This window comes from Micromonospora sp. NPDC047740 (assembly GCF_043204735.1).
Taxonomy (GTDB): Bacteria; Actinomycetota; Actinomycetes; order Mycobacteriales; family Micromonosporaceae; genus Micromonospora.
In genome coordinates, this window is record NZ_JBIDCT010000030.1 from 1 (window position 1) to 17,060 (window position 17,060).

The 17,060-nt window shown below is 70.4% G+C and carries 16 protein-coding genes and 2 pseudogenes; 9 read left to right on the forward strand and 9 right to left on the reverse strand.

What is annotated here, in order from left to right; genetic code table 11:
* Nucleotides 1–233: pseudogene (locus ACGF4F_RS34655) on the reverse strand (hypothetical protein); the annotation flags it as partial.
* 1,011 nt (nucleotides 234–1,244) lie between these two features.
* Here ACGF4F_RS34655 and ACGF4F_RS34660 point away from each other — a divergent pair.
* Nucleotides 1,245–1,571 carry a hypothetical protein gene (locus ACGF4F_RS34660; protein ID WP_393084396.1) on the forward strand — a complete coding sequence of 109 codons (327 nt, stop codon included), beginning with the start codon at nucleotides 1,245–1,247 and terminating at the stop codon, nucleotides 1,569–1,571.
* Nucleotides 1,568–2,221 carry a nucleotidyl transferase AbiEii/AbiGii toxin family protein gene (locus ACGF4F_RS34665; protein ID WP_357447812.1) on the forward strand — a complete coding sequence of 218 codons (654 nt, stop codon included), beginning with the start codon at nucleotides 1,568–1,570 and terminating at the stop codon, nucleotides 2,219–2,221. Before ACGF4F_RS34660 ends, ACGF4F_RS34665 begins: the two co-directional genes overlap by 4 nt.
* Nucleotides 2,222–2,242: 21 nt before the next feature.
* Here the strand turns inward: ACGF4F_RS34665 and ACGF4F_RS34670 are convergent, their stop codons facing one another.
* Nucleotides 2,243–3,145: an SDR family oxidoreductase gene (locus tag ACGF4F_RS34670; protein ID WP_393084399.1), complete on the reverse strand. Its 903-nt coding sequence runs from the start codon at nucleotides 3,143–3,145 to the stop codon at nucleotides 2,243–2,245.
* A gap of 221 nt (nucleotides 3,146–3,366) precedes the next feature.
* Between ACGF4F_RS34670 and ACGF4F_RS34675 the strand changes: the two genes are divergently transcribed.
* Nucleotides 3,367–5,160 (forward strand): 5'-nucleotidase C-terminal domain-containing protein, encoded by a 1,794-nt coding sequence (locus ACGF4F_RS34675; RefSeq protein WP_357447806.1) that lies wholly within the window; start codon nucleotides 3,367–3,369, stop codon nucleotides 5,158–5,160.
* A gap of 59 nt (nucleotides 5,161–5,219) precedes the next feature.
* Here the strand turns inward: ACGF4F_RS34675 and ACGF4F_RS34680 are convergent, their stop codons facing one another.
* On the reverse strand, nucleotides 5,220–5,408 hold the full coding sequence (locus ACGF4F_RS34680) for a hypothetical protein (protein ID WP_357447803.1): 189 nt from the start codon (nucleotides 5,406–5,408) through the stop codon (nucleotides 5,220–5,222).
* A 210-nt stretch (nucleotides 5,409–5,618) separates the two neighbouring features.
* Entirely contained in the window at nucleotides 5,619–6,797 is a 1,179-nt protein-coding gene (locus ACGF4F_RS34685) for a geranylgeranyl reductase family protein (protein WP_393084403.1), read from the reverse strand.
* Nucleotides 6,798–6,945: 148 nt separating this feature from the next.
* Here ACGF4F_RS34685 and ACGF4F_RS34690 point away from each other — a divergent pair, with 148 nt between their 5' ends.
* On the forward strand, nucleotides 6,946–7,182 hold the full coding sequence (locus ACGF4F_RS34690) for a hypothetical protein (RefSeq protein WP_073839276.1): 237 nt from the start codon (nucleotides 6,946–6,948) through the stop codon (nucleotides 7,180–7,182).
* 70 nt (nucleotides 7,183–7,252) lie between these two features.
* Nucleotides 7,253–8,704 carry an MFS transporter gene (locus ACGF4F_RS34695; RefSeq protein ID WP_393084406.1) on the forward strand — a complete coding sequence of 484 codons (1,452 nt, stop codon included), beginning with the start codon at nucleotides 7,253–7,255 and terminating at the stop codon, nucleotides 8,702–8,704.
* A 249-nt stretch (nucleotides 8,705–8,953) separates the two neighbouring features.
* On the opposite strand, the gene ACGF4F_RS34700 is transcribed toward ACGF4F_RS34695, so the two are convergent.
* Genes ACGF4F_RS34700 through ACGF4F_RS34710 form a run of 3 tightly spaced genes read right to left on the reverse strand, consistent with a single transcriptional unit; the run spans nucleotide 8,954 to nucleotide 11,327 of the window.
* Nucleotides 8,954–9,832 carry a phytanoyl-CoA dioxygenase family protein gene (locus ACGF4F_RS34700; protein WP_393084409.1) on the reverse strand — a complete coding sequence of 293 codons (879 nt, stop codon included), beginning with the start codon at nucleotides 9,830–9,832 and terminating at the stop codon, nucleotides 8,954–8,956.
* Nucleotides 9,833–9,858: 26 nt separating this feature from the next.
* Complete coding sequence (locus tag ACGF4F_RS34705; RefSeq protein ID WP_357447790.1) at nucleotides 9,859–10,128, reverse strand: phosphopantetheine-binding protein; 270 nt, start codon at nucleotides 10,126–10,128, stop codon at nucleotides 9,859–9,861.
* Between the two features lie 17 nt (nucleotides 10,129–10,145).
* Nucleotides 10,146–11,327, reverse strand: a complete 1,182-nt coding sequence (locus tag ACGF4F_RS34710; RefSeq protein ID WP_393084412.1) for an acyl-CoA dehydrogenase family protein — start codon at nucleotides 11,325–11,327, stop codon at nucleotides 10,146–10,148.
* A 281-nt stretch (nucleotides 11,328–11,608) separates the two neighbouring features.
* On the opposite strand from ACGF4F_RS34710, the gene ACGF4F_RS34715 reads away from it, so the two are divergent.
* Nucleotides 11,609–12,988, forward strand: a complete 1,380-nt coding sequence (locus ACGF4F_RS34715) for an extracellular solute-binding protein (RefSeq protein ID WP_393084415.1) — start codon at nucleotides 11,609–11,611, stop codon at nucleotides 12,986–12,988.
* Nucleotides 12,989–13,085: 97 nt separating this feature from the next.
* Here the strand turns inward: ACGF4F_RS34715 and ACGF4F_RS34720 are convergent, their stop codons facing one another.
* Entirely contained in the window at nucleotides 13,086–13,433 is a 348-nt protein-coding gene (locus ACGF4F_RS34720) for a hypothetical protein (protein WP_393084418.1), read from the reverse strand.
* Here ACGF4F_RS34720 and ACGF4F_RS34725 point away from each other — a divergent pair.
* From ACGF4F_RS34725 to ACGF4F_RS34735, 3 genes and pseudogenes are all read left to right on the forward strand, one after another.
* Entirely contained in the window at nucleotides 13,432–14,772 is a 1,341-nt protein-coding gene (locus tag ACGF4F_RS34725) for a condensation domain-containing protein (RefSeq protein ID WP_393084421.1), read from the forward strand. The two genes, ACGF4F_RS34720 and ACGF4F_RS34725, sit on opposite strands and share 2 nt — an antisense overlap.
* Nucleotides 14,773–14,784: 12 nt before the next feature.
* Nucleotides 14,785–16,026, forward strand: a complete 1,242-nt coding sequence (locus ACGF4F_RS34730; RefSeq protein ID WP_357445102.1) for an acyl-CoA dehydrogenase family protein — start codon at nucleotides 14,785–14,787, stop codon at nucleotides 16,024–16,026.
* Between the two features lie 66 nt (nucleotides 16,027–16,092).
* A pseudogene (locus ACGF4F_RS34735) lies at nucleotides 16,093–16,242 on the forward strand (4-hydroxyphenylacetate 3-hydroxylase N-terminal domain-containing protein); the annotation flags it as partial.
* Nucleotides 16,243–16,486: 244 nt separating this feature from the next.
* On the opposite strand, the gene ACGF4F_RS34740 reads toward ACGF4F_RS34735, so the two are convergent.
* On the reverse strand, nucleotides 16,487–17,047 hold the full coding sequence (locus ACGF4F_RS34740) for a dihydrofolate reductase family protein (RefSeq protein ID WP_357445099.1): 561 nt from the start codon (nucleotides 17,045–17,047) through the stop codon (nucleotides 16,487–16,489).
* Nucleotides 17,048–17,060 lie beyond the last annotated feature (13 nt).

Consider the following 17,060-nt stretch of genomic DNA (forward strand, 5'->3'; position numbering starts at 1 on the left):
GCCTTCGCGTTCGCGGTCTGCTCGTCGTTCAGGGTGATCTTCGACTGGGCGCCCTGCACACCATGCGGCACCAGCTTGCCCATGTCCGGCTTGTCAGCCTGCACCGCCGCCACCGGCTTCCCAGCAGCGATGGCCGGGGCATCGGCGTGAGCAGCGATCGGACCGGCGAACACACCACCGGTGAAAGCCAGACCAGCAAGACCAAGAACACTCTTACGCAGCATCGAGTTCATGACCAAAGCTCCATTCGGGGGATTGGCGCACACACCGATGGGGGTCGGACAGCGTGCGCAAGCACCGTCAGGCGCTCAAAAGGGGGAAAGTCTGTCGACCAGCGGCTCGCGGGGCTAGGGGTTCGCCTCTTCGCGGCGCCGGGACCATGTACAACGACCGGCGACCCGCCATCATTCCGGGCCCGACCACCCCACCACACGCGGGGCGGCTTCCTCGATCGCGAGTCATGTGCAACGACCGGCGGGCCACCAACATTCCGACCCGGGCCCACCCGGGCGACCCCGGCTCGCGGGGCGCCTTCCTCGGCCGTGCACCCGTGTTCAACGCTCCCGAGCCGGCCGCCATTCCGGGCCGGGGATCCCACCGGCCGCCCGCAAACCGGACACCGCGCACCGCAATCCGGGACGGGAGGAGTAGACGTGCTCCACGTCGCGGAAACGGCGGTATCGGACACCGCCCGATACCGCCACATCCCCGACCCGGAGTCGATCACGACCCCTACGCAACACCCGACACTTTCGGGAACGCGGCCCTTCGGACACCTTCGGGGAAAGTGGCCCTTCGACGCGCCAGGACACCCCCACCTTCGGCGCAACTGCGCCCCTGAACACACGCGGCGAACCGAGGACAGGCCAGCCAGGCCCAACCAGGGGGAGCCGCCCGCAGCAGAGGCACGCACTACGCACCCCGACAATCCGGACGGCGGATGCCACGACGTACACCGGACACGGACCACGCAGGCCGCACAGCCGGACGGCGCAGGACCACGACGCGGGTGTGGCCCGCCGTGACCGGCGCAGGGATCAAGCCTGACCGCCCGGAGCCGGGCACGGCGGGCCACACCCCACACCGCAACCAAGGACAGCAGCGACCCGTGACGGGGCGCAGGCCGCACCCCAACGGCGACCAACGCCGGCAGCGACCCGATGACGGGGCACGGCGGGCCACATCCGCACCACATCGACGAGCAGGACATCGGGAAAACCGGAGACAGGGGTTACCCTGACAGCATGTCGGCCGTCACCAGCGCGTACCTCGCCCGCCCCGGGCGTCCCGCCGTGGTGGCCCGCACCCTCGCCGAGCTCACCGGCCCCACTCGCGGCATCGTCGAGCTGCCGGTACGGCTGATGTGGAGCAGCGAGCGCGCCTTCGATCTCGGCGAGCCGGACGACCTGCTCTGGATGTACGAGAACGTGCTGCGGGAAACCACCCGCGTCGACGACCTGCGCGAGTTGATCGACGGGCGGACGTTGCGCCGGGTGTGGCGGCGGTTGAACCTGCCCCGGGGCGTCCGCGTGGCCTGGGAGAGCCGGCACCGGGATCTGCGTACCGCGTGAGCCATCTGCACGACTTCTACCGCGATGTGGCCCGGGTGGCCCTCGCTGCCGCCGGCCCGCACCGGTTCGTGCTCGGCGGCGGCGTGGCGTGGGCGGCGCACGGCCTGGTCACCCGCCCCACGGAGGACGTGGACCTGTTCGCGGACGTGGAGGGTGCCGCCGCCGCGGCGGCGGCCGGGGTGCGGGCCGCGCTGGAGCGGGCCGGCTACCAGGTGGTGGACGCGGATCCGGGCAGCGAGCTGGCGGAGCTCTTCGACGGCTTCGACCGGGACATGCGGGACTTCGTGGTGAGCCGGGACGGCCGGCAGATCCGGCTCAGCCTGGCCCGGCTGGACCGGTACCGCAGCCCGGTGGTGATGGACCTGGGGCCGGTGATGGACGTCCGCGATCTGATCGCCAACAAGACCGCCGCGCTGGTCAACCGCCGGGAGGTACGCGACTACATCGACGTCTCCGCCGCCCTGGACCGGTACGACGTGACGGAGCTGCTGGCGCTGGCCCGGCAGGTGGATCCGGCGCTGGACCTCGAGGACGTCCGGGCGGCGGGCCGCTACCTGGACGAGGTGCCGGACCGGCGCTTCAGCCGCTACGGGCTGGACGCCGACCGGGTGGCCGAGGTGCGCCGCCGGATGGCCGCCTGGCCCCGCTGACCGGGCAGTTCCGGCAGCGCCTCACCGGGTGAGCTTGCCGCCGGTGACCCCGAGGATCTCCCCCGTCACGTAGCTGGACTCCTGGGAGGCGAAGAAGACGTACGCGGGGGCGAGCTCGGCCGGCTGGCCGGGGCGGCCCATCGGCACGTCGGTGCCGAACTGCTTCACCTTCTCTGGGGGCATGGTGGCCGGGATCAGCGGCGTCCAGATCGGGCCGGGCGCGACGGCGTTGACCCGGATCCCCTGGTCAGCCAGGTCCAGCGCGAGGGCCTTGGTGAAGTTCGCGATGGCCGCCTTGGTGGTGGCGTAGTCGAGCAGTTGCGGCGACGGGTTGAAGGCCTGGATCGAGGAGGTGTTGATGATCGCCGACCCCTCGGGCAGGTGCGGCAAGGCCGTCCGGCACAGCCAGAACATGGCGTACACGTTGGTCTTGAACACCCGGTCGAACTGCTCGGTGGTGATGCCGGCGAGGCCCTTGTCCTGGGCCATCTGGAAGGCGGCGTTGTTGACCAGGATGTCGATGCCACCGAGGTCGGCCAGCGCCCGGTCGATCAGCTGCTGGCAGTGGCGCTCGTCGGTGAGGTCGGTACGCACCGCGACACCCTTGCGGCCAGCCGACTCGATCAGCCGGACGGTGTCCCGGGCGTCGGCCTCCTCCTGCTCGCCGAGGTAGGAGATGAGCACGTCGGCGCCCTCCCGGGCGTATGCGATGGCGACGGCCCGGCCGATGCCGGAATCACCCCCGGTGATGACGGCGCGCTTGCCGGCGAGCCGGTCGCTGCCCCGGTAGGACTCCTCGCCGTGGTCCGGCTTCGGTCCCATCCGCTGCTCGGAACCCGGCGGGGACTGCTGCTGCGTAGGTTGCCCCTGCTGCTGGCCGTACTGGCGGGTGGGGTCCTGCTGGGTGTACTGGTCCTCGCTCACCGGTTTCTCCTCGTGCCGCTTCATCCTGTCCGGTCCGGTTCCGCCCTACCCCCGGGCAGGAGGCGGAAACGACTTTCGGGTGTACCGGGTGTTACCGCCGGGCCACGTCCGGCGCTGACGTGGTGAAACACCGCAGGGCGATGTGGCGCAGGGGGCAGCAGGTCGTTATGGTGCGCAACGGCGCCCACGAGGCGTCTTACACCCCCATGGAAAGGCACCTCATGACTTCCTCCTCCGGCGCCTCGCGCCGCCAGGTGCTGGCCGTCGCGGCCGCCGCCGCGACCGCTCCGCTGCTCGCCGGCGCCCCCGCCCGGGCCGCCGGCGCAGCCCCTGCGAAGACCTGGGACCTGACGATCCTGGGCACCTCCGACACCCACGGCAACGTCTACAACTGGGACTACTACAAGGACGCCGAGTTCGACGACAGCAAGCACAACGACGTCGGCGTCGCGAAGCTGGCCACCCTGGTCAACCAGATCCGTGCGGAGCGCAAGGGCAAGGCGACCCTGGTGCTGGACGCCGGAGACACCATCCAGGGCACCCCGCTGGCCACCTACTACGCCAAGCAGGAGCCGATCACCGTCACCGGTGAGACGCACCCGATGGCCAACGCGATGAACGTGCTGAACTACGACGCCGTCACGCTGGGCAACCACGAGTTCAACTACGGCCTGCCGCTGCTGGCCAAGTGGATCGAGCAGCTCGGGTTCCCGGCCCTCGCCGCCAACGCGATCAACGAGAAGACCGGCAAGCCGGCCTACCTGCCGTATGTGATCAAGCCGGTCAACCTCGGCGGGCACGGCGCGCCGGCGCTGAACGTCGGCATCCTCGGCCTGACCAACCCGGGCGTGGCCATCTGGGACAAGGGCAACGTCGAGGGCAAGCTGATCTTCACCGACATGATCGAGACCGCGGCCAAGTGGGTGCCGATCATGCGGGAGCGCGGCGCCGACCTGGTCATCATCTCGGCGCACGGCGGCGACAGCGGCACCTCCAGCTACGGCCCGGAGCTGCCGAACGAGAACCCGGTGGCGCTGATCGCGGAGCAGGTGCCGGGGATCGACGCGATCCTCTTCGGCCACGCACACAACGAGGTGCCGGAGAAGTTCGTCACCAACAAGACCACCGGCGAGCAGGTGCTGACCTCGGAGCCGTCGCGGTGGGGTCAGCGGCTCACCCGGATGGACTTCACCCTGACCCGGGAGAAGGGCCGCTGGAAGGTGGTCGCCAAGGGCTCCACCATGCTGAACACCAACACGGTGGTCGAGGACCCGGCGGTCCTCGCGGCGGTGCGTGGCCAGCACACCAAGACGGTCGACTACGTCAACAAGGTCGTCGCCCAGTGCACCGTGGAGCTGTCGGCCGTCGAGTCGCGGTACAAGGACACCCCGATCCTGGACTTCATCAACCACGTCCAGACCGACGTGGTCACCAAGGCCCTGGCCGGCACCGCGTACGCGGGCCTGCCGGTGCTGTCGATCGCGGCGCCGTTCAGCCGTACCGCCGTCTTCCCGCAGGGTGACGTGCGGATCCGCGACCTCGCGGGCCTGTACGTCTACGACAACACCCTCGAGGCCGTCGTGATCAGCGGTGCCGAGGTGAAGGCGTACCTGGAGTACTCGGCCAAGTACTTCAAGACCTTCGCGGTGGGCGACACCGTCGACCCGGCGAACATCAGCGACCCGGCCGTGCCGGACTACAACTACGACGTCATCTCGGGCGTCGACTACGACATCGACATCTCGAAGCCGGTCGGCCAGCGGATCACCCGCCTGGTCCTGCCGGGCACCGACACCCCGGTCGCCGCGGACGCCCAGTTCGTCATCGCGGTGAACAACTACCGGCGCAGCGGTGGCGGCAACTTCCCCGGCGTCGTCAAGACCCAGGTCTACAACGAGCAGCAGGAGATCCGCCAGCTGCTCATCGAGTGGGCGCAGGCCAAGGGCGCCATCAACCCGGCCGACTTCTTCGTGCCGAACTGGAAGCTGGTCCGCGCGGGCGTGCCGGTCTTCTGATCCGTACCGGTTCGGCGGGCCGCGGGGTCACCCCTGCGGCCCGTCGGCCGTTTCCGGGCTCAGCCCGGACTGTTGCGCAGGGCCCACTCCTCGGGGCCACCGGTCGGCTCGGGCCGGTCCCGGCGGGCGTCGGTCTCGGTCAGTTCGACCCGCTCCTCGGGGCGGACCGCGGGCGGCAGTTCGCCGAAGCGTACGTGCCGCAGGAACGCGTACTCATCGTCGGTGAACGACTCGCTCGGCTCGCTCATGAGGGCATTGTGCGCCTGCCCGTCCACCGTCGGCATCAACCCGCGCCCGGTGGGTAGACCGCCGCCACGACCGGCAGCGACGGGCTGGAGTACGACGATGCGCGCGGTACAGATGATCTCACCTGGGGTGCTCGAGCAGGACGTTCCCGCTCGACCGGGCGCCGGAGGCGTACGCGCTGCTGCGCCGCGGCGAGATCCACGGCCGGGCGGTCATCCTGCCCTGACCGGCCCCTCAGGCTGCCGGCCTGTCGATCCGTTCCGCCGCATCGGCGGGAGCCGGTCCAGCAGGGCGAGGCCGGCTCGGACCGGACGGCGGGCCAGGGTCCGGTCGAAGCTGGCCCGGCCCTGGCAGAACCGGACGAACATCCGCCAGCCCGGCGGGGTGGCCAGCATCGCGTGAAACACGTCGGGCCGGCGCTCGAAGATCTCCAGCAGCCGGTGCCCGGCCCCCATGGCGGGCACCAGCTCCCGGCGTACCGCCCGTTCGTAGGCGTCCGGGTCGCCGCCGGCGACCGCTTCCCCGGCCAGCCGGCCCGACCGCAGGGCGAAGCTGATCCCCTCCCGGCTCCACGGCTCCAGCAGGCCGGCCGCGTCGCCGGCGACCAGCACCCGGCCGCGGCGCAGCGGCGAGTCGGCCGCCCGGCAGCGGGTCAGGTGGCCGGAGTCCTGCTCCGGGGTCACCCCGGACAGGCCCAGCCGCGCCAGGAAGTCGCGCAGGTAGGCCCGGGTCCGCTCACCCTCGCCGCGGGCGGAGATGACGCCGACGGTCAGCCGGTCCCCCTTCGGGAAGACCCAGGCGTACGACCCGGGGACCGGCCCCCAGTCGATCAGCAGCCGGCCCCGCCAGCGGTCCTGCTCGACGGGCGGGACCGGCAGTTCCAGTTCCAGCCCCAGGTCGACCTGCCGGTAGGCCACCCCGACGTGCCGGGCGGTGACGCCGGAGGAGCCGTCGGCGCCGATCACGACGCGGGCGCGCACGGTGTCGCCGTCGGCCAGCCGCAGGCGTACCTCGTCGGGATCCTGCTCGACGGCGCGGACCGCGACGCCCTCGCGGATCTCGGCCCCGGCGGCGACCGCGGCGGCACGCAGCCGGTCGTCGAACTCCTCGCGGCGGACCATGCTCACCAGCGGCGACGGGTGCCGGCGGGTGAAGGCGCGTCGCCCGTCCCGGGTGAACGTGACCCGGTCGACCCGGTCGTGGACGGGCACCTCGATCCGGGCGGCCACCTCGGCCAGCGAGGTGGCGATCAGTCCGCCGCCGCAGGTCTTGTAGCGGGGATGGGTGGCGCGCTCGACCACCAGCGTGCGGACGCCGGCACCGGCCGCGACACGGGCGGCGGTGAGCCCGGCGGGGCCGCCTCCGACGACGACGAGATCCCAGTTGATCACTGCTGCAGCCTAGGGCACGAGCGGATGCGCGCGCTGGTCACGCGCCCGACGCGACCGCCCGAACGGGTGGGCATCATCGGACGCCGGCCGGGTAACCGCCGGGCGCAGACCGCCCACGGGTTCGGGCGGGTCACCGAGGAGGGAAGCGATGCAGCGGGTACAGCTGTCTGAGGTCGAGGAGCGGGTGTACCAGGCGGTGACCGCGCTGGAGGTGCGGGGTCACGTCCCCTACCCTGACCTGATCGCCGAGGAGACCGGGATGACCGAGGAGGAGCTGCGCGAGCCACTGCACCTGCTCACCGAGCGGGGTCTGTTGCACCGCGAGGACTCCCCCATGGCCGGTCTGGACTTCGGCCCGCGGTGGTGCGCGCGTCAGATGGCGTGACGCGTCGTTTGCCCCTTCGGGGACCGGGTAGCGATCGGGAATGCGTGATCGACGGTCATCGGGGGGCACGATGAGCGCGGATCGGTCGCCGCCACCGGCGGACACCGAGTACGACAACCGCCGCCGCTGGCAGGCGCTCGGCGTCGGCCTGGTCGCCGCGTTCATGACGCTGTTGGACGTCAGCATCGTCAACGTCGCCGTACCGTCGATCGACCGGGCCTTGCGGGCGACGCCGAGCGACCTGCAGTGGGTGCTGTCCGGGTATGCGCTCACCTTCGGCCTGGTGCTGGTGTCGGCGGGGCGCTTCGGTGACGCGCGCGGCCGACGAATCGGGTTCGTGGTCGGCGTGGCGCTGTTCACGGTGACCAGCGCGCTGGCCGGGCTGGCCCGCTCCCCCGAGTGGCTGATCATCGCCCGGCTCGTCCAGGGCGCCGCCGCCGGAGTGGTCAACCCGCAGGTGAGCGGCCTGATCCAGCAGCTTTTCCGGGGCGCCGAGCGGGGCCGCGCGTTCGGGCTGCTCGGCGCCACCATCGGCATCTCCACCGCCATCGGCCCGCTGCTCGGTGGGCTGCTCATCCAGCTCGGTGGCGAGCAGCACGGCTGGCGGTGGGTGTTCTTCGTGAACGTCCCGGTCGGCATCCTCGCCGTGTTTCTCGGCTGGCGGCTGATGCCGGCCCGCCCGACCGGCGCGCAGAACCGCCACCGGCTCGACCCGATCGGCGTGCTGCTGCTCGGGGTCGGGGTGACCCTGGTGCTGCTCCCGCTGGTGCAGCGGCAGCAGTGGCAGGGCGCGGCGAAGTGGCTGCTCATCCCGGCCGGGCTGCTCTTCCTGGTCGCCTTCGGCCTCTGGGAACGGCGGTACGCCCGCCACCGGCCGCCCCTGTTCGACCTGCGGCTGTTCGGACTGCGCTCGTACACCCTGGGGACGCTGATCGGTCTGCTCTACTTCGCCGGGTTCACCGCGATCTTCTTCATCTTCACCCTCTACCTGCAGATCGGGCTCAACTACTCGGCCCTCGCCGCCGGGCTGGCGATCACCCCGTTCGCGCTCGGCTCGGCGGCGGCGTCGGCGCTGAGCGGCCGGGTGGTCACCCGGTACGGCCGGCCGCTGGTCGCCGTCGGGCTGCTGGTGGTGGTGATCGGCCTCGGTGCGGTCGTCTGGGTGTTGGGCGGCTCGTCGCACGTCTCGGTGCCGCTGCTGACCGCGGTGCCGTTCCTGCTGGCCGGGTTGGGTAGCGGCCTGGTCATCGCGCCGAACCAGACGCTGACGCTGTCCGAGGTGCCGGTGCCGCAGGCCGGCAGCGGGGCCGGCATGCTGCAGACCGGCCAGCGGATCGGCTCGGCGGCCGGCATCGCGGGCGTGGGCGCGCTGTTCTTCTCGGTGCTCGGCAGCACCCGGGGCGACTGGGCGACCGCGTTCCGGCACTCGCTGTTGCTGGCCGCCGGGATCGTCGTGCTGGCGCTGATCGCCGCCGTGGTCGACATCGCCGGAGGTCACCCCCGGCCCCGGACAACCTCCTGACCGGGATCGGACGTCGGCTCCCCGGGCCCGATCCGCCTTCCGCATGGGGGCGGTGGGAAGCAGGGCCGTGGTGAGCAGGCGCCGGGTGCGGCCCGGGGCGGGGGCCGCGTACTCGGCGAACGGAAACGCCGCAGCCGGTGCGCCTGCTAGCGCAGAGCGCACCGGCTGCCTTTGGCGAAGGCGCGGATCAGCTTACGATCGGCGGGCTGCCGAGGCCGACCAGGTTGGGTGGGACCTCGAGCAGGCGCGCTACATCAACGGATTTGCACCACGTGGCCTGCTGGCGAGCTCCTGCAGTGTCCGCTCCAGCAGCAGGTGCGGGTCCTGCGTCTCGACCTGGCCAAGGCCGGGCGGGCAGCGGTCCCAGCCGAGCAGCCGCTGCACCTCCTCCGGCAGGGTCAGCACGGTCTCCCGGGGAACGGCGAGGTACTGGTTCTCCTCCTGCCGCAGGTTGCCCAGGTCGAGCGCGACGGAGAGGCTCTGCCGCGGCGAGTCCGTGGTGTTGGCTCCGCCGCCGTGGTAGACACCGCCCTGCCAGAGCAGCGCGGAACCGGCGGGCATGACGGCCGGGACCGCCTCGGCGTACGAGGGCGCCCGCTCGTCGTCCCAGTGGTGACTGCGGGGGACGACCAGGGTTGCGCCGTTGGCGCTGGTGAAGTCGGTAATGGCCAGCATCAGCTGCAGCCGGCACGGTGGCCCCGGATGCCGCCACAGATGCATCGCGTCGTCGCGGTGCAACGGCTGCCGGCCCTGGCCCGGATCAATTCTTATCGCCTGGGTGAAGCTGATCTGGATACTCGGCGTCACCTCCATCCGGACCTTGCCGATCCAAATGTGCCTTGGCTGTTGCAGCAGCCGCCGCGCCGAACCGAGGAACAGGGGCTGGGTCACAACCGGCGTCATGTGTGTCGTCCGCCGGAACAGGCTGGACAGCCGCTTGGTCTTTTGCCCGTCGTAACCGCTCTCGCTGTAACCAGATGCCTCGAGGCCAGGGCCGAGGTCCGCTCGGAGCCCGGCGAGCGTCACCGCGTCGGTGAATCCTTCAACGATCACCGCTCCGTCGCGCTCGAGAATCGCCACCACGTGGTCGAGGTCCGCATCCGGCCGCACGTGAGTCAGTTCTTGCATCGCGGTCCCCTTCGCGGTCCCCACGGTCAGCCGGCCGAGTCGCTGGACGTGGCGAGGACGACGCGGGTCAGGGTCTCCAGGTCCGGGTCCTCGAAGAGATCGCCGATGTCGAGGGTGACGCCTAGTTGTTCCTCGATCGCCGCAGCAATCTGCACGGCGGCGATGGACTGCCCGTTGAGCTCGAAGAACGTGGCGCCGGGCCGATCGGAGCCGGGGCCCAGAACCTCGGTCCAGATCGCCGTGACACGCTGGGTGATTTCTGCCGTGCTGAGAGCCGACTGCTGCTGGGTGCTCATGTCTCCTCCAGGCGAGATCAGAGGTATTGGGTATTGGATGGCAGGCCGCAGGTAAGGCGTCCGTACAGCTCGAAGTTGGTGTCGGGGTGCATGATGGCGTGCAGGTTGAGCGCCTTGATGTCGCGTTCGATGCGCTGGATCGGCACGTCGGTGTGCAGCGAGGAGCCGCCGCTGGCGTCGGCCAGCACGTCGGCGGTCTCCTTGGCCCGCAGGCAGACAGCGCCGAGGTCCAGCCGGGCCCGGGCGCGCTCCTCAAGCGTCCACGCGTCACCGGCGGCCGCCTTCGCGTCGATCGTGTCGGCCGCCCGGAAGATGTGGAATCCGGCCTCGTCCACCCGTACGGTCGCACCGGCCACCTGCAGGTGAGTCAACGGCGCCGCGCTCTGCTCCGCATAGTCGGTGTAGGTGATCTTGCGGCCGGGCAGCCGCTCCAGGAACGCGTCCCTGGCGGCGACCGCCAGGCCATACGCGACCGCACCGACAGTGGTACAGGCGATCGGCATGAACGGCGCCCGCCACATCAGCGCGGACGGGTCCTGCTGCAGCGGGTGCGCACCGACGATCACCGGGCCCATCGGCACCACCCGTTCGGCCGGCACGAAGACGTTCTCCGCCACCGTCGTGACACTGCCCGAGCCGCGCATCCCGACGGTGTGCCAGTCGTCGATCACCTGCAGGTCACTCATCGGGAGCAGCACCATGACAGGCTCGTACTGCCCGTCCGGGGTGGGCCGGACCGCGGCGTTGACGTTCCAGTCACTCTGCTGGGCACCGGTGTTGAACGACCACTTGCCGTTGACCTGGTAGCCACCGTCAACCGGCACGGCCACCGCGCTCGGGCTGAGGATCCCGGCGATCCGCACGTCCGGGTCGGCGAACACCTCCTCGCGCACGGCATCCGGGAACAGGCCGACCATCCAGCTGCTGATCAGCCAGACCGCGGCGGTCCAGCTGGTAGAACCGTCACCGCGGGCGAGCTCGGCCACCACCTCGGCGACGGTCCGCATGTCCGACTCGTAGCCCCCGTAGCGCTGGGGCACCCGCATGCGCAGCAGACCGGAGCCGCCCAGCGCTTCGAGCATCTCATCGCTGAGCCGCCTGCGCTGCTCCGACGCCTGCGCATTGGCCCTCAGCACGGGGCCAAGCTCGACCGCGCGCCTCAGCAGCTCGCTTCGCGGCAGCATGGTGACTGTTTCCATTGACCCTCCTCGAGTCAGGACGGCGTCGGGAATGACTCTGGCAGCCGGGTCACTGCGACACATCTTCTGAGCTGCTGTCTCGCCGTCGGCCGGGTGCGCCGCCTGCTGGCCCGGTTCGGCCAGCAGGCGGCGGTCGACCTTGCCGGTGCCGGGCAAGTCCTCTGCACGCGCGCCGGCCTGCGGGAGGGCCCGAAGCAAGCGTGGAGATGCGACCGCCGACGGCGGCGCGGAGCATGAAATTCCGATGAAGCTCCCGGTACCGACCTGAGATGGCGAGACTCATGCATGAACCAGCCGGAAAGATCACAATCAACGTCTGGCTCAATCGCTGGCCGATGTGGCAACAGCTCGTCGACCCGATCCGGAAACAGGCAGCGGAGTTCAACCGCAGGCACCCGCAGTACCGGGCTGTCGTCGAAGCCGTCAACGTGGGTGCCTTCCCCCGAGAGGTGGCACGGGCCGCGCGTGCCGGAACAGCGCCGCACATTGCCGCGTACCAGTACACGTACCTCCAGGAGGCCCAGGACGTACGCGACCCGGACGGGCGGCCGTTGTTCACCTCGGTGACCAAGGCAGTGGCCGGGCGGGAGGAGATCCTCGGTGAGCCCGTGGTCCTCGACGACATCGTGGCCAACATGCGGGCGTACTACACGTTCGACGGCGACCTGAGCTCGATGCCGCGCAACACCTCCACCGTCCTGCTCTACTCCAACATCGACGCGCTGCGCGCCGCCGGGATCGCCGAACCACCGAGCACCTGGGCGGAGGTGGAAGCCGCCTGCGCCGCCCTGGCGGGACGGGACGGCGCGCGCCGCGCCGGGATCACCTGGCCCAATTTCGGCTGGCTCTTCCAGCAGTCCGTGGCTCAGCAGGGGGGCCTGCTCGCCGACCACGAGAACGGCAGGTCGGGCCGGAGCGAAAAGGTCGACTTCATGTCGCCCGAGATGCTGGCCTACGCGACCTGGTGGAGGGACCTGCACCGGGCAGGCCACTACCTCTACACGGGCAAGCAGTCGGACTGGTGGGGTTGCATGGAAGCGTTCGCCAAGGGAGACGCGGCGATGCTGGTCAGCTCATCGGTCGAGACCGGGCCTATCGTCCGGGCGGCCCGCAAGGCCGGGTTCCGCGTGCAGGTCAGCCGAATGCCCTACAACGAGCGGGCCGGGTACGCGGGGAACCTGATTGCCGGTGAGTCGCTGTGGCTGCGCGACGGGCTGGACGAACCGACCCGCGACGGCGCGCTGGCCCTCATGCAGTTTCTGAACAACCCCCGCAACGCCACCAGCATCTACGACCACGGGCGGACGTTCGTCCCTACTACCGAGGCGTCGATCGACCTGCTCACCAGCGAGGGCTGGTTCGACCAGAATCCGCACTACCGGCCCGCCATCGACCAACTCCGCATAAGCCCCGACTCCCCCGCCACCCGTGGCGCGGTGTTTGGCAATTTCCTGCCCATCCAAAGCGCGGGCATGCAGGCCATGCACGACGTGCTGGTCGACGGCGAGGATCTGGCCGCGCGATTCAGCCGGGCTAACGCCCAGGCTCAGCAACTGCTTGACGGGTACGCGCAACACGTGGAATCGGCCACCGCCAACGACGGCCAAGGCCCGCAGAAGATGCCACAGTCGGAAGCGGAGCGTATCCGGCTCGGCGCCTGACAGGCCGTCGGCAGCCCGGCGGTCTTCCCGGCGCGGACGCCGCCTCCGCAACGGCGTGCTGGCTCTCCATCCTTGCGGGGCGCCGCCGTGGCGCGCGTCATGGGTCCACCTGGCTCACCTCTTGCCCGGTGGGCAGGCTGCGGCAACCACGAAGATGCGGCGGCCCTCCAGGCGGTGATGACATCGAGGCGCGGCCACGTAGCAGGGCAGTGACCATCCGTTCGCCACACCACCCGGGAGCACAAGTGACGACGGTCAGAACGTCGATCTCGACGGCGAGGCGCTCGGCCTGCCAGACACCATCCGGTTGCTCGTGCCAACCCTCGAGGACGACTGCTACCTGGCAGACGAACTCCAGTTGGTCGCCGACGAGCTGGAACGCGGCGCGCTGATTGATGCCCACCACAACGCCGACGTCAGCCCCCACCGAGGAGAGATCCCACATGACAACCTTTCCGGAAGTCCAGCAGGCACCCACGGTGCTCTCACTGCAGCAGCAGTTCCTCTGCATGTTTGCCCAAGGCTTTGAAGCCGGGCCGTTCGGGCCACACTACGTGGAGGTCGGCGGGTGGCGGCTCCACGGACGCGTCGACGTGCAGGTTCTGCGGCTGGCGCTGGCCGACGTGGTCGAGCGGCACGAGGCGCTGCGTACCGTGTTGCACCTTGAGGACGGCGGTGGCACGCAGAGCGTGCTGCCCGCCCGGCAGCCCGAGCTGCAGCTGATCGATCTGGACGGGTCGCCGGGCGCGGACCGGGACCGGCGCGCTGAGCAGCTCATGATCGAGGCGGAGACCCGGCCGTTCCCGATCGACGAGGTCCCGCTGCTGCGGGCCGTGCTGGGCCGCTTCGACGAGCAGGACTCCGTGCTGGTGCTCTGCACCCACCACAGCGCCGCGGACGTCTGGTCGCTCCAGGTGATCCTGCGGGACTTGGCGGAATGCTACGCGGCTCGTGCGGCCGGGGACGAGCCCCAGTTGCCCGAGGTGACCCAGTACCGCGACTACATCGCCGCACAGCAGGAGGAGGCCGCTGGGCCGACGGTGGCTGCCGCACGGGCCTACTGGCGTGAAACGCTGCGCGGCGCCCGGATCCTGGTCGCGCCGGCGCGCCGCGACGAGCAGGTGGCCCCGGCGACGAGCTATCACCGCTTCGCCACCGACGCGCACCTGAGCACGGAAGTGTCTCGGCTGGCCAGGGAGACGCGCAGTTCCCCGTTCATGGTGCTGCTCGCCGCGTTCGCCGTCTTTGTGAACCGGCGCACCCAGGCGACCGACATCGTGGTGCCCACGTTCGCGCCGGGCCGCCAGCACCGCTTCCAGTCCACGGTCGGGTCGTTCTTCAACTTCCTCCCGCTCCGGGTGGATCTGCGCGACTGCCGGACCTTCCGCGATGCCGTCGCCCGCACCAGGACGGCCTGCGTCGGCGCCTTCAAGCATGAGCTGCCGCTGCTGCACGTGCTCGCCGAGGCGCCCGAGCTGATGGCATCGGTCGGCCCCGACGCGGTGCCGTGCCTGTTCCAGGCCGTCCAGCCGCCCTACCTGATGCAGGGCAAGCGGATCGGCGACCTCGAGTACACGGCGATCTGGCGGCGGGTCATCCCGCAGCCAGTCGGCTCCGAGACCCCGGACGGCATGATCTGGTCGATGCACCTGAGCAACACCGAAGTGGTTGGCGGGCTCAGCTTCAGCCGCCACCTGTTCGATCGCGCCGAGATCGAAGAGCAGGTGGCCGGGTATCTCAGCGTGATCGGCGAGATGGTGGCCGACCCGGATTCGACGATCTGAGAGGTTGACACCATGACCGTCACCGCGAACGACGTGCAGGGCATGGCCCTGCCATCCGAGCCCGACGTCACCCCGGCCGTGCTGATCGAGCGGGCCAGGGCCATGGCGCCCGCCCTGGTGGCCCGTCAGCGTGAGACGGAGGAGCGAACCTACTACGCCGAGGACACCCACCGGGCGTTCCGGGACGCCGGCTTCTACCGCATCACGGTGCCCAAGCGCTACGGCGGCTACGAGTTCGGCTTCGACACCTTCCTGCAGATCGTGATGATCCTGACCCGGGCCTGCGCGTCGACCGGTTGGATGTACTGCCTGGGCGCGGCGCATTCGCTGTTCGCCGGCAGCATGTTCGGGGAGAAGGCGCAGGCCGAGATCTTCAAGGGCGGCGACTTCATCGCACCGCTCGTCAACGCCCCGCACGGGACAGCCAGGCGCGCCGCGGATGGCGGCTGGATCCTGAACGGCGTCTGGAAGTACTGCTCCGGCGCGCCGTACGCGACCCACCTGATCGGCAACACGATGATCGTCGAGGATGACGGGAAACCGCCACGCCCGCTGTTGTTCATCGTGCCCCGTGATCAGTGGGAGATGCTCGACGACTGGGGCTGGCAGCTGGGCCTCAAGGGCAGCGGGTCGCACAGCATCCGGATCTCCGACGGGCACATCCCCAGCCACTTCGGCCTGGAGGTGGACTTCACCGAGATCTCGGTGACCGGCGGCACCCCCGGGCGGGACCTGCACGAGCACCCGCAGTACGGCGGTGCGCCGGCCAGCTCGATGGCCTTGGAGGGCGCACACATCGCGGTCGGCATGTGCCAGGGCGCGCTTGACGCCTACACGGAGTTGATGTTCTCCCGCACCACGATCCTCCCGCCGTTCCCGCCCAGAGTGGACGACCCCGACTTCCAGCTCTGGTACGGGCAGGCCAGCAGCATGATCGACGCCGCCGAGACACTCGTGCTCGCCACGGCGCGGCGGTGGCACGAGCTGTCCGAGCAACCGCTCGGAGCGTTCACCGCCGAGGAGGACCTGCGGATCGCGTTGACCTGCCGAGAGGCGACTTCGCTGGCCTGGCGGGCCGTCGACGAGATCATCCAGCCGACGGCCGGCAGCACAGCCGTGCGTGAGGGGGAACGCCTCGAACGGGTCTGGCGGGACCTCTCCACCGGACGCACGCACGTCAGTTCCGCCGTGCTGCTCACCACCGTGGCCAACCGCGGGTTCGCCCAGCTACGGCTGCAGAGCGAGCGCCGGTGACGCCCCGTCACCGGCAAGGGGTATATCGAGAGCCGCCGCGATGATCGGGAGATCTTCCCCTCCGAGGCATGGGCGCGGATGAGCTACGGCTGGATGGGGCGCAGCCCCGATTACAACGCCTCGTTCCTTGGCACACTCGGGGCCAACGCGGACCTCTACGCGCCGTACAGCGCCAACGCCGAGCGTTGGTATCGCGAGTCGCAGGAAAAGGTCGTCAAGCAGGCGGACGGCCGGACCGCCGCCTACACCAACGACGAGATCGACAACCTCGAACCGCTGTAGCCCGCCCACAGCACCCGAGAGCCCCGGACCCCACGCCAGGTGGTCCGGGGCTCTTTCGTGCGCCTACCTGCCCAGAGACGGCCCGGACGTCCGGGCTGCGGCCCGGACGCTCGCGGCGCTGTTCGAGCTGGCGCATCGCGGGGCCTTGCCCGACGGCAGCCTGCGCGCGGATGCTGGGTCAGCCGTCCACGCGATAACGCGCGAAGATCGTGCCCTTCGAGAAGGTGTGCTGGTCGAGCAGGGTCAGGTTGCGGCGGACGCCGTCGGGGAGGGCGCGCGTGCCACCGCCGACGAGCACCGGGCAGATGACCAGGCAGATTTCGTCGACCAGGCCGGCCCGGTGGGCCTGGGCGGCCAGGTTGGCGCCGCCGATCGCCAGGTCGCGCGTGGCCGACTCCTTGAGCGCGCGAACCGCCTCCGGGTCGAACGTGCGCTCGATGCGGGTGCGGGCGCTGCGCGGCTCCTCCAGCGTGGACGAATACACGATCTTGTCGGCGGAGCGCCAGATCTCGCTGTAGTCGAGGATGAAGTCGGGGTGGCCGGGCTCCTCGTGCGCCGTCTCCCAGTAGGACATCACGTCGTAGAGCCGGCGGCCGTACAGGTGGGTGCCGATGCCCCGGTCCAGGTCGTTGAGGAAGCGGTGCACCTCTTCGACCGGCTCGCTCCAGCCGAACTTGACGTTCTCGTCGTTCACGAACCCGTCGAGGGACACGATGTCCGTGTTGATCAGCTTGGCCATCTCTCCGCCCAAG

Excerpts from the sequence above, each read along its gene's own strand:
- ACGF4F_RS34680 (WP_357447803.1), bottom strand. The coding sequence starts at position 5,408 with ATGAGCGAGCCGAGCGAGTCGTTCACCGACGATGAGTACGCGTTCCTG.
- ACGF4F_RS34740 (WP_357445099.1), bottom strand. The coding sequence starts at position 17,047 with ATGGCCAAGCTGATCAACACGGACATCGTGTCCCTCGACGGGTTCGTG.
- ACGF4F_RS34725 (WP_393084421.1), top strand. The coding sequence starts at position 13,432 with ATGACAACCTTTCCGGAAGTCCAGCAGGCACCCACGGTGCTCTCACTG.
- ACGF4F_RS34700 (WP_393084409.1), bottom strand. The coding sequence starts at position 9,832 with ATGCAAGAACTGACTCACGTGCGGCCGGATGCGGACCTCGACCACGTG.
- ACGF4F_RS34710 (WP_393084412.1), bottom strand. The coding sequence starts at position 11,327 with ATGGAAACAGTCACCATGCTGCCGCGAAGCGAGCTGCTGAGGCGCGCG.
- ACGF4F_RS34715 (WP_393084415.1), top strand. The coding sequence starts at position 11,609 with ATGCATGAACCAGCCGGAAAGATCACAATCAACGTCTGGCTCAATCGC.
- ACGF4F_RS34690 (WP_073839276.1), top strand. The coding sequence starts at position 6,946 with ATGCAGCGGGTACAGCTGTCTGAGGTCGAGGAGCGGGTGTACCAGGCG.
- ACGF4F_RS34730 (WP_357445102.1), top strand. The coding sequence starts at position 14,785 with ATGACCGTCACCGCGAACGACGTGCAGGGCATGGCCCTGCCATCCGAG.
- ACGF4F_RS34675 (WP_357447806.1), top strand. The coding sequence starts at position 3,367 with ATGACTTCCTCCTCCGGCGCCTCGCGCCGCCAGGTGCTGGCCGTCGCG.
- ACGF4F_RS34720 (WP_393084418.1), bottom strand. The coding sequence starts at position 13,433 with ATGTGGGATCTCTCCTCGGTGGGGGCTGACGTCGGCGTTGTGGTGGGC.
- ACGF4F_RS34695 (WP_393084406.1), top strand. The coding sequence starts at position 7,253 with ATGAGCGCGGATCGGTCGCCGCCACCGGCGGACACCGAGTACGACAAC.
- ACGF4F_RS34705 (WP_357447790.1), bottom strand. The coding sequence starts at position 10,128 with ATGAGCACCCAGCAGCAGTCGGCTCTCAGCACGGCAGAAATCACCCAG.
- ACGF4F_RS34660 (WP_393084396.1), top strand. The coding sequence starts at position 1,245 with ATGTCGGCCGTCACCAGCGCGTACCTCGCCCGCCCCGGGCGTCCCGCC.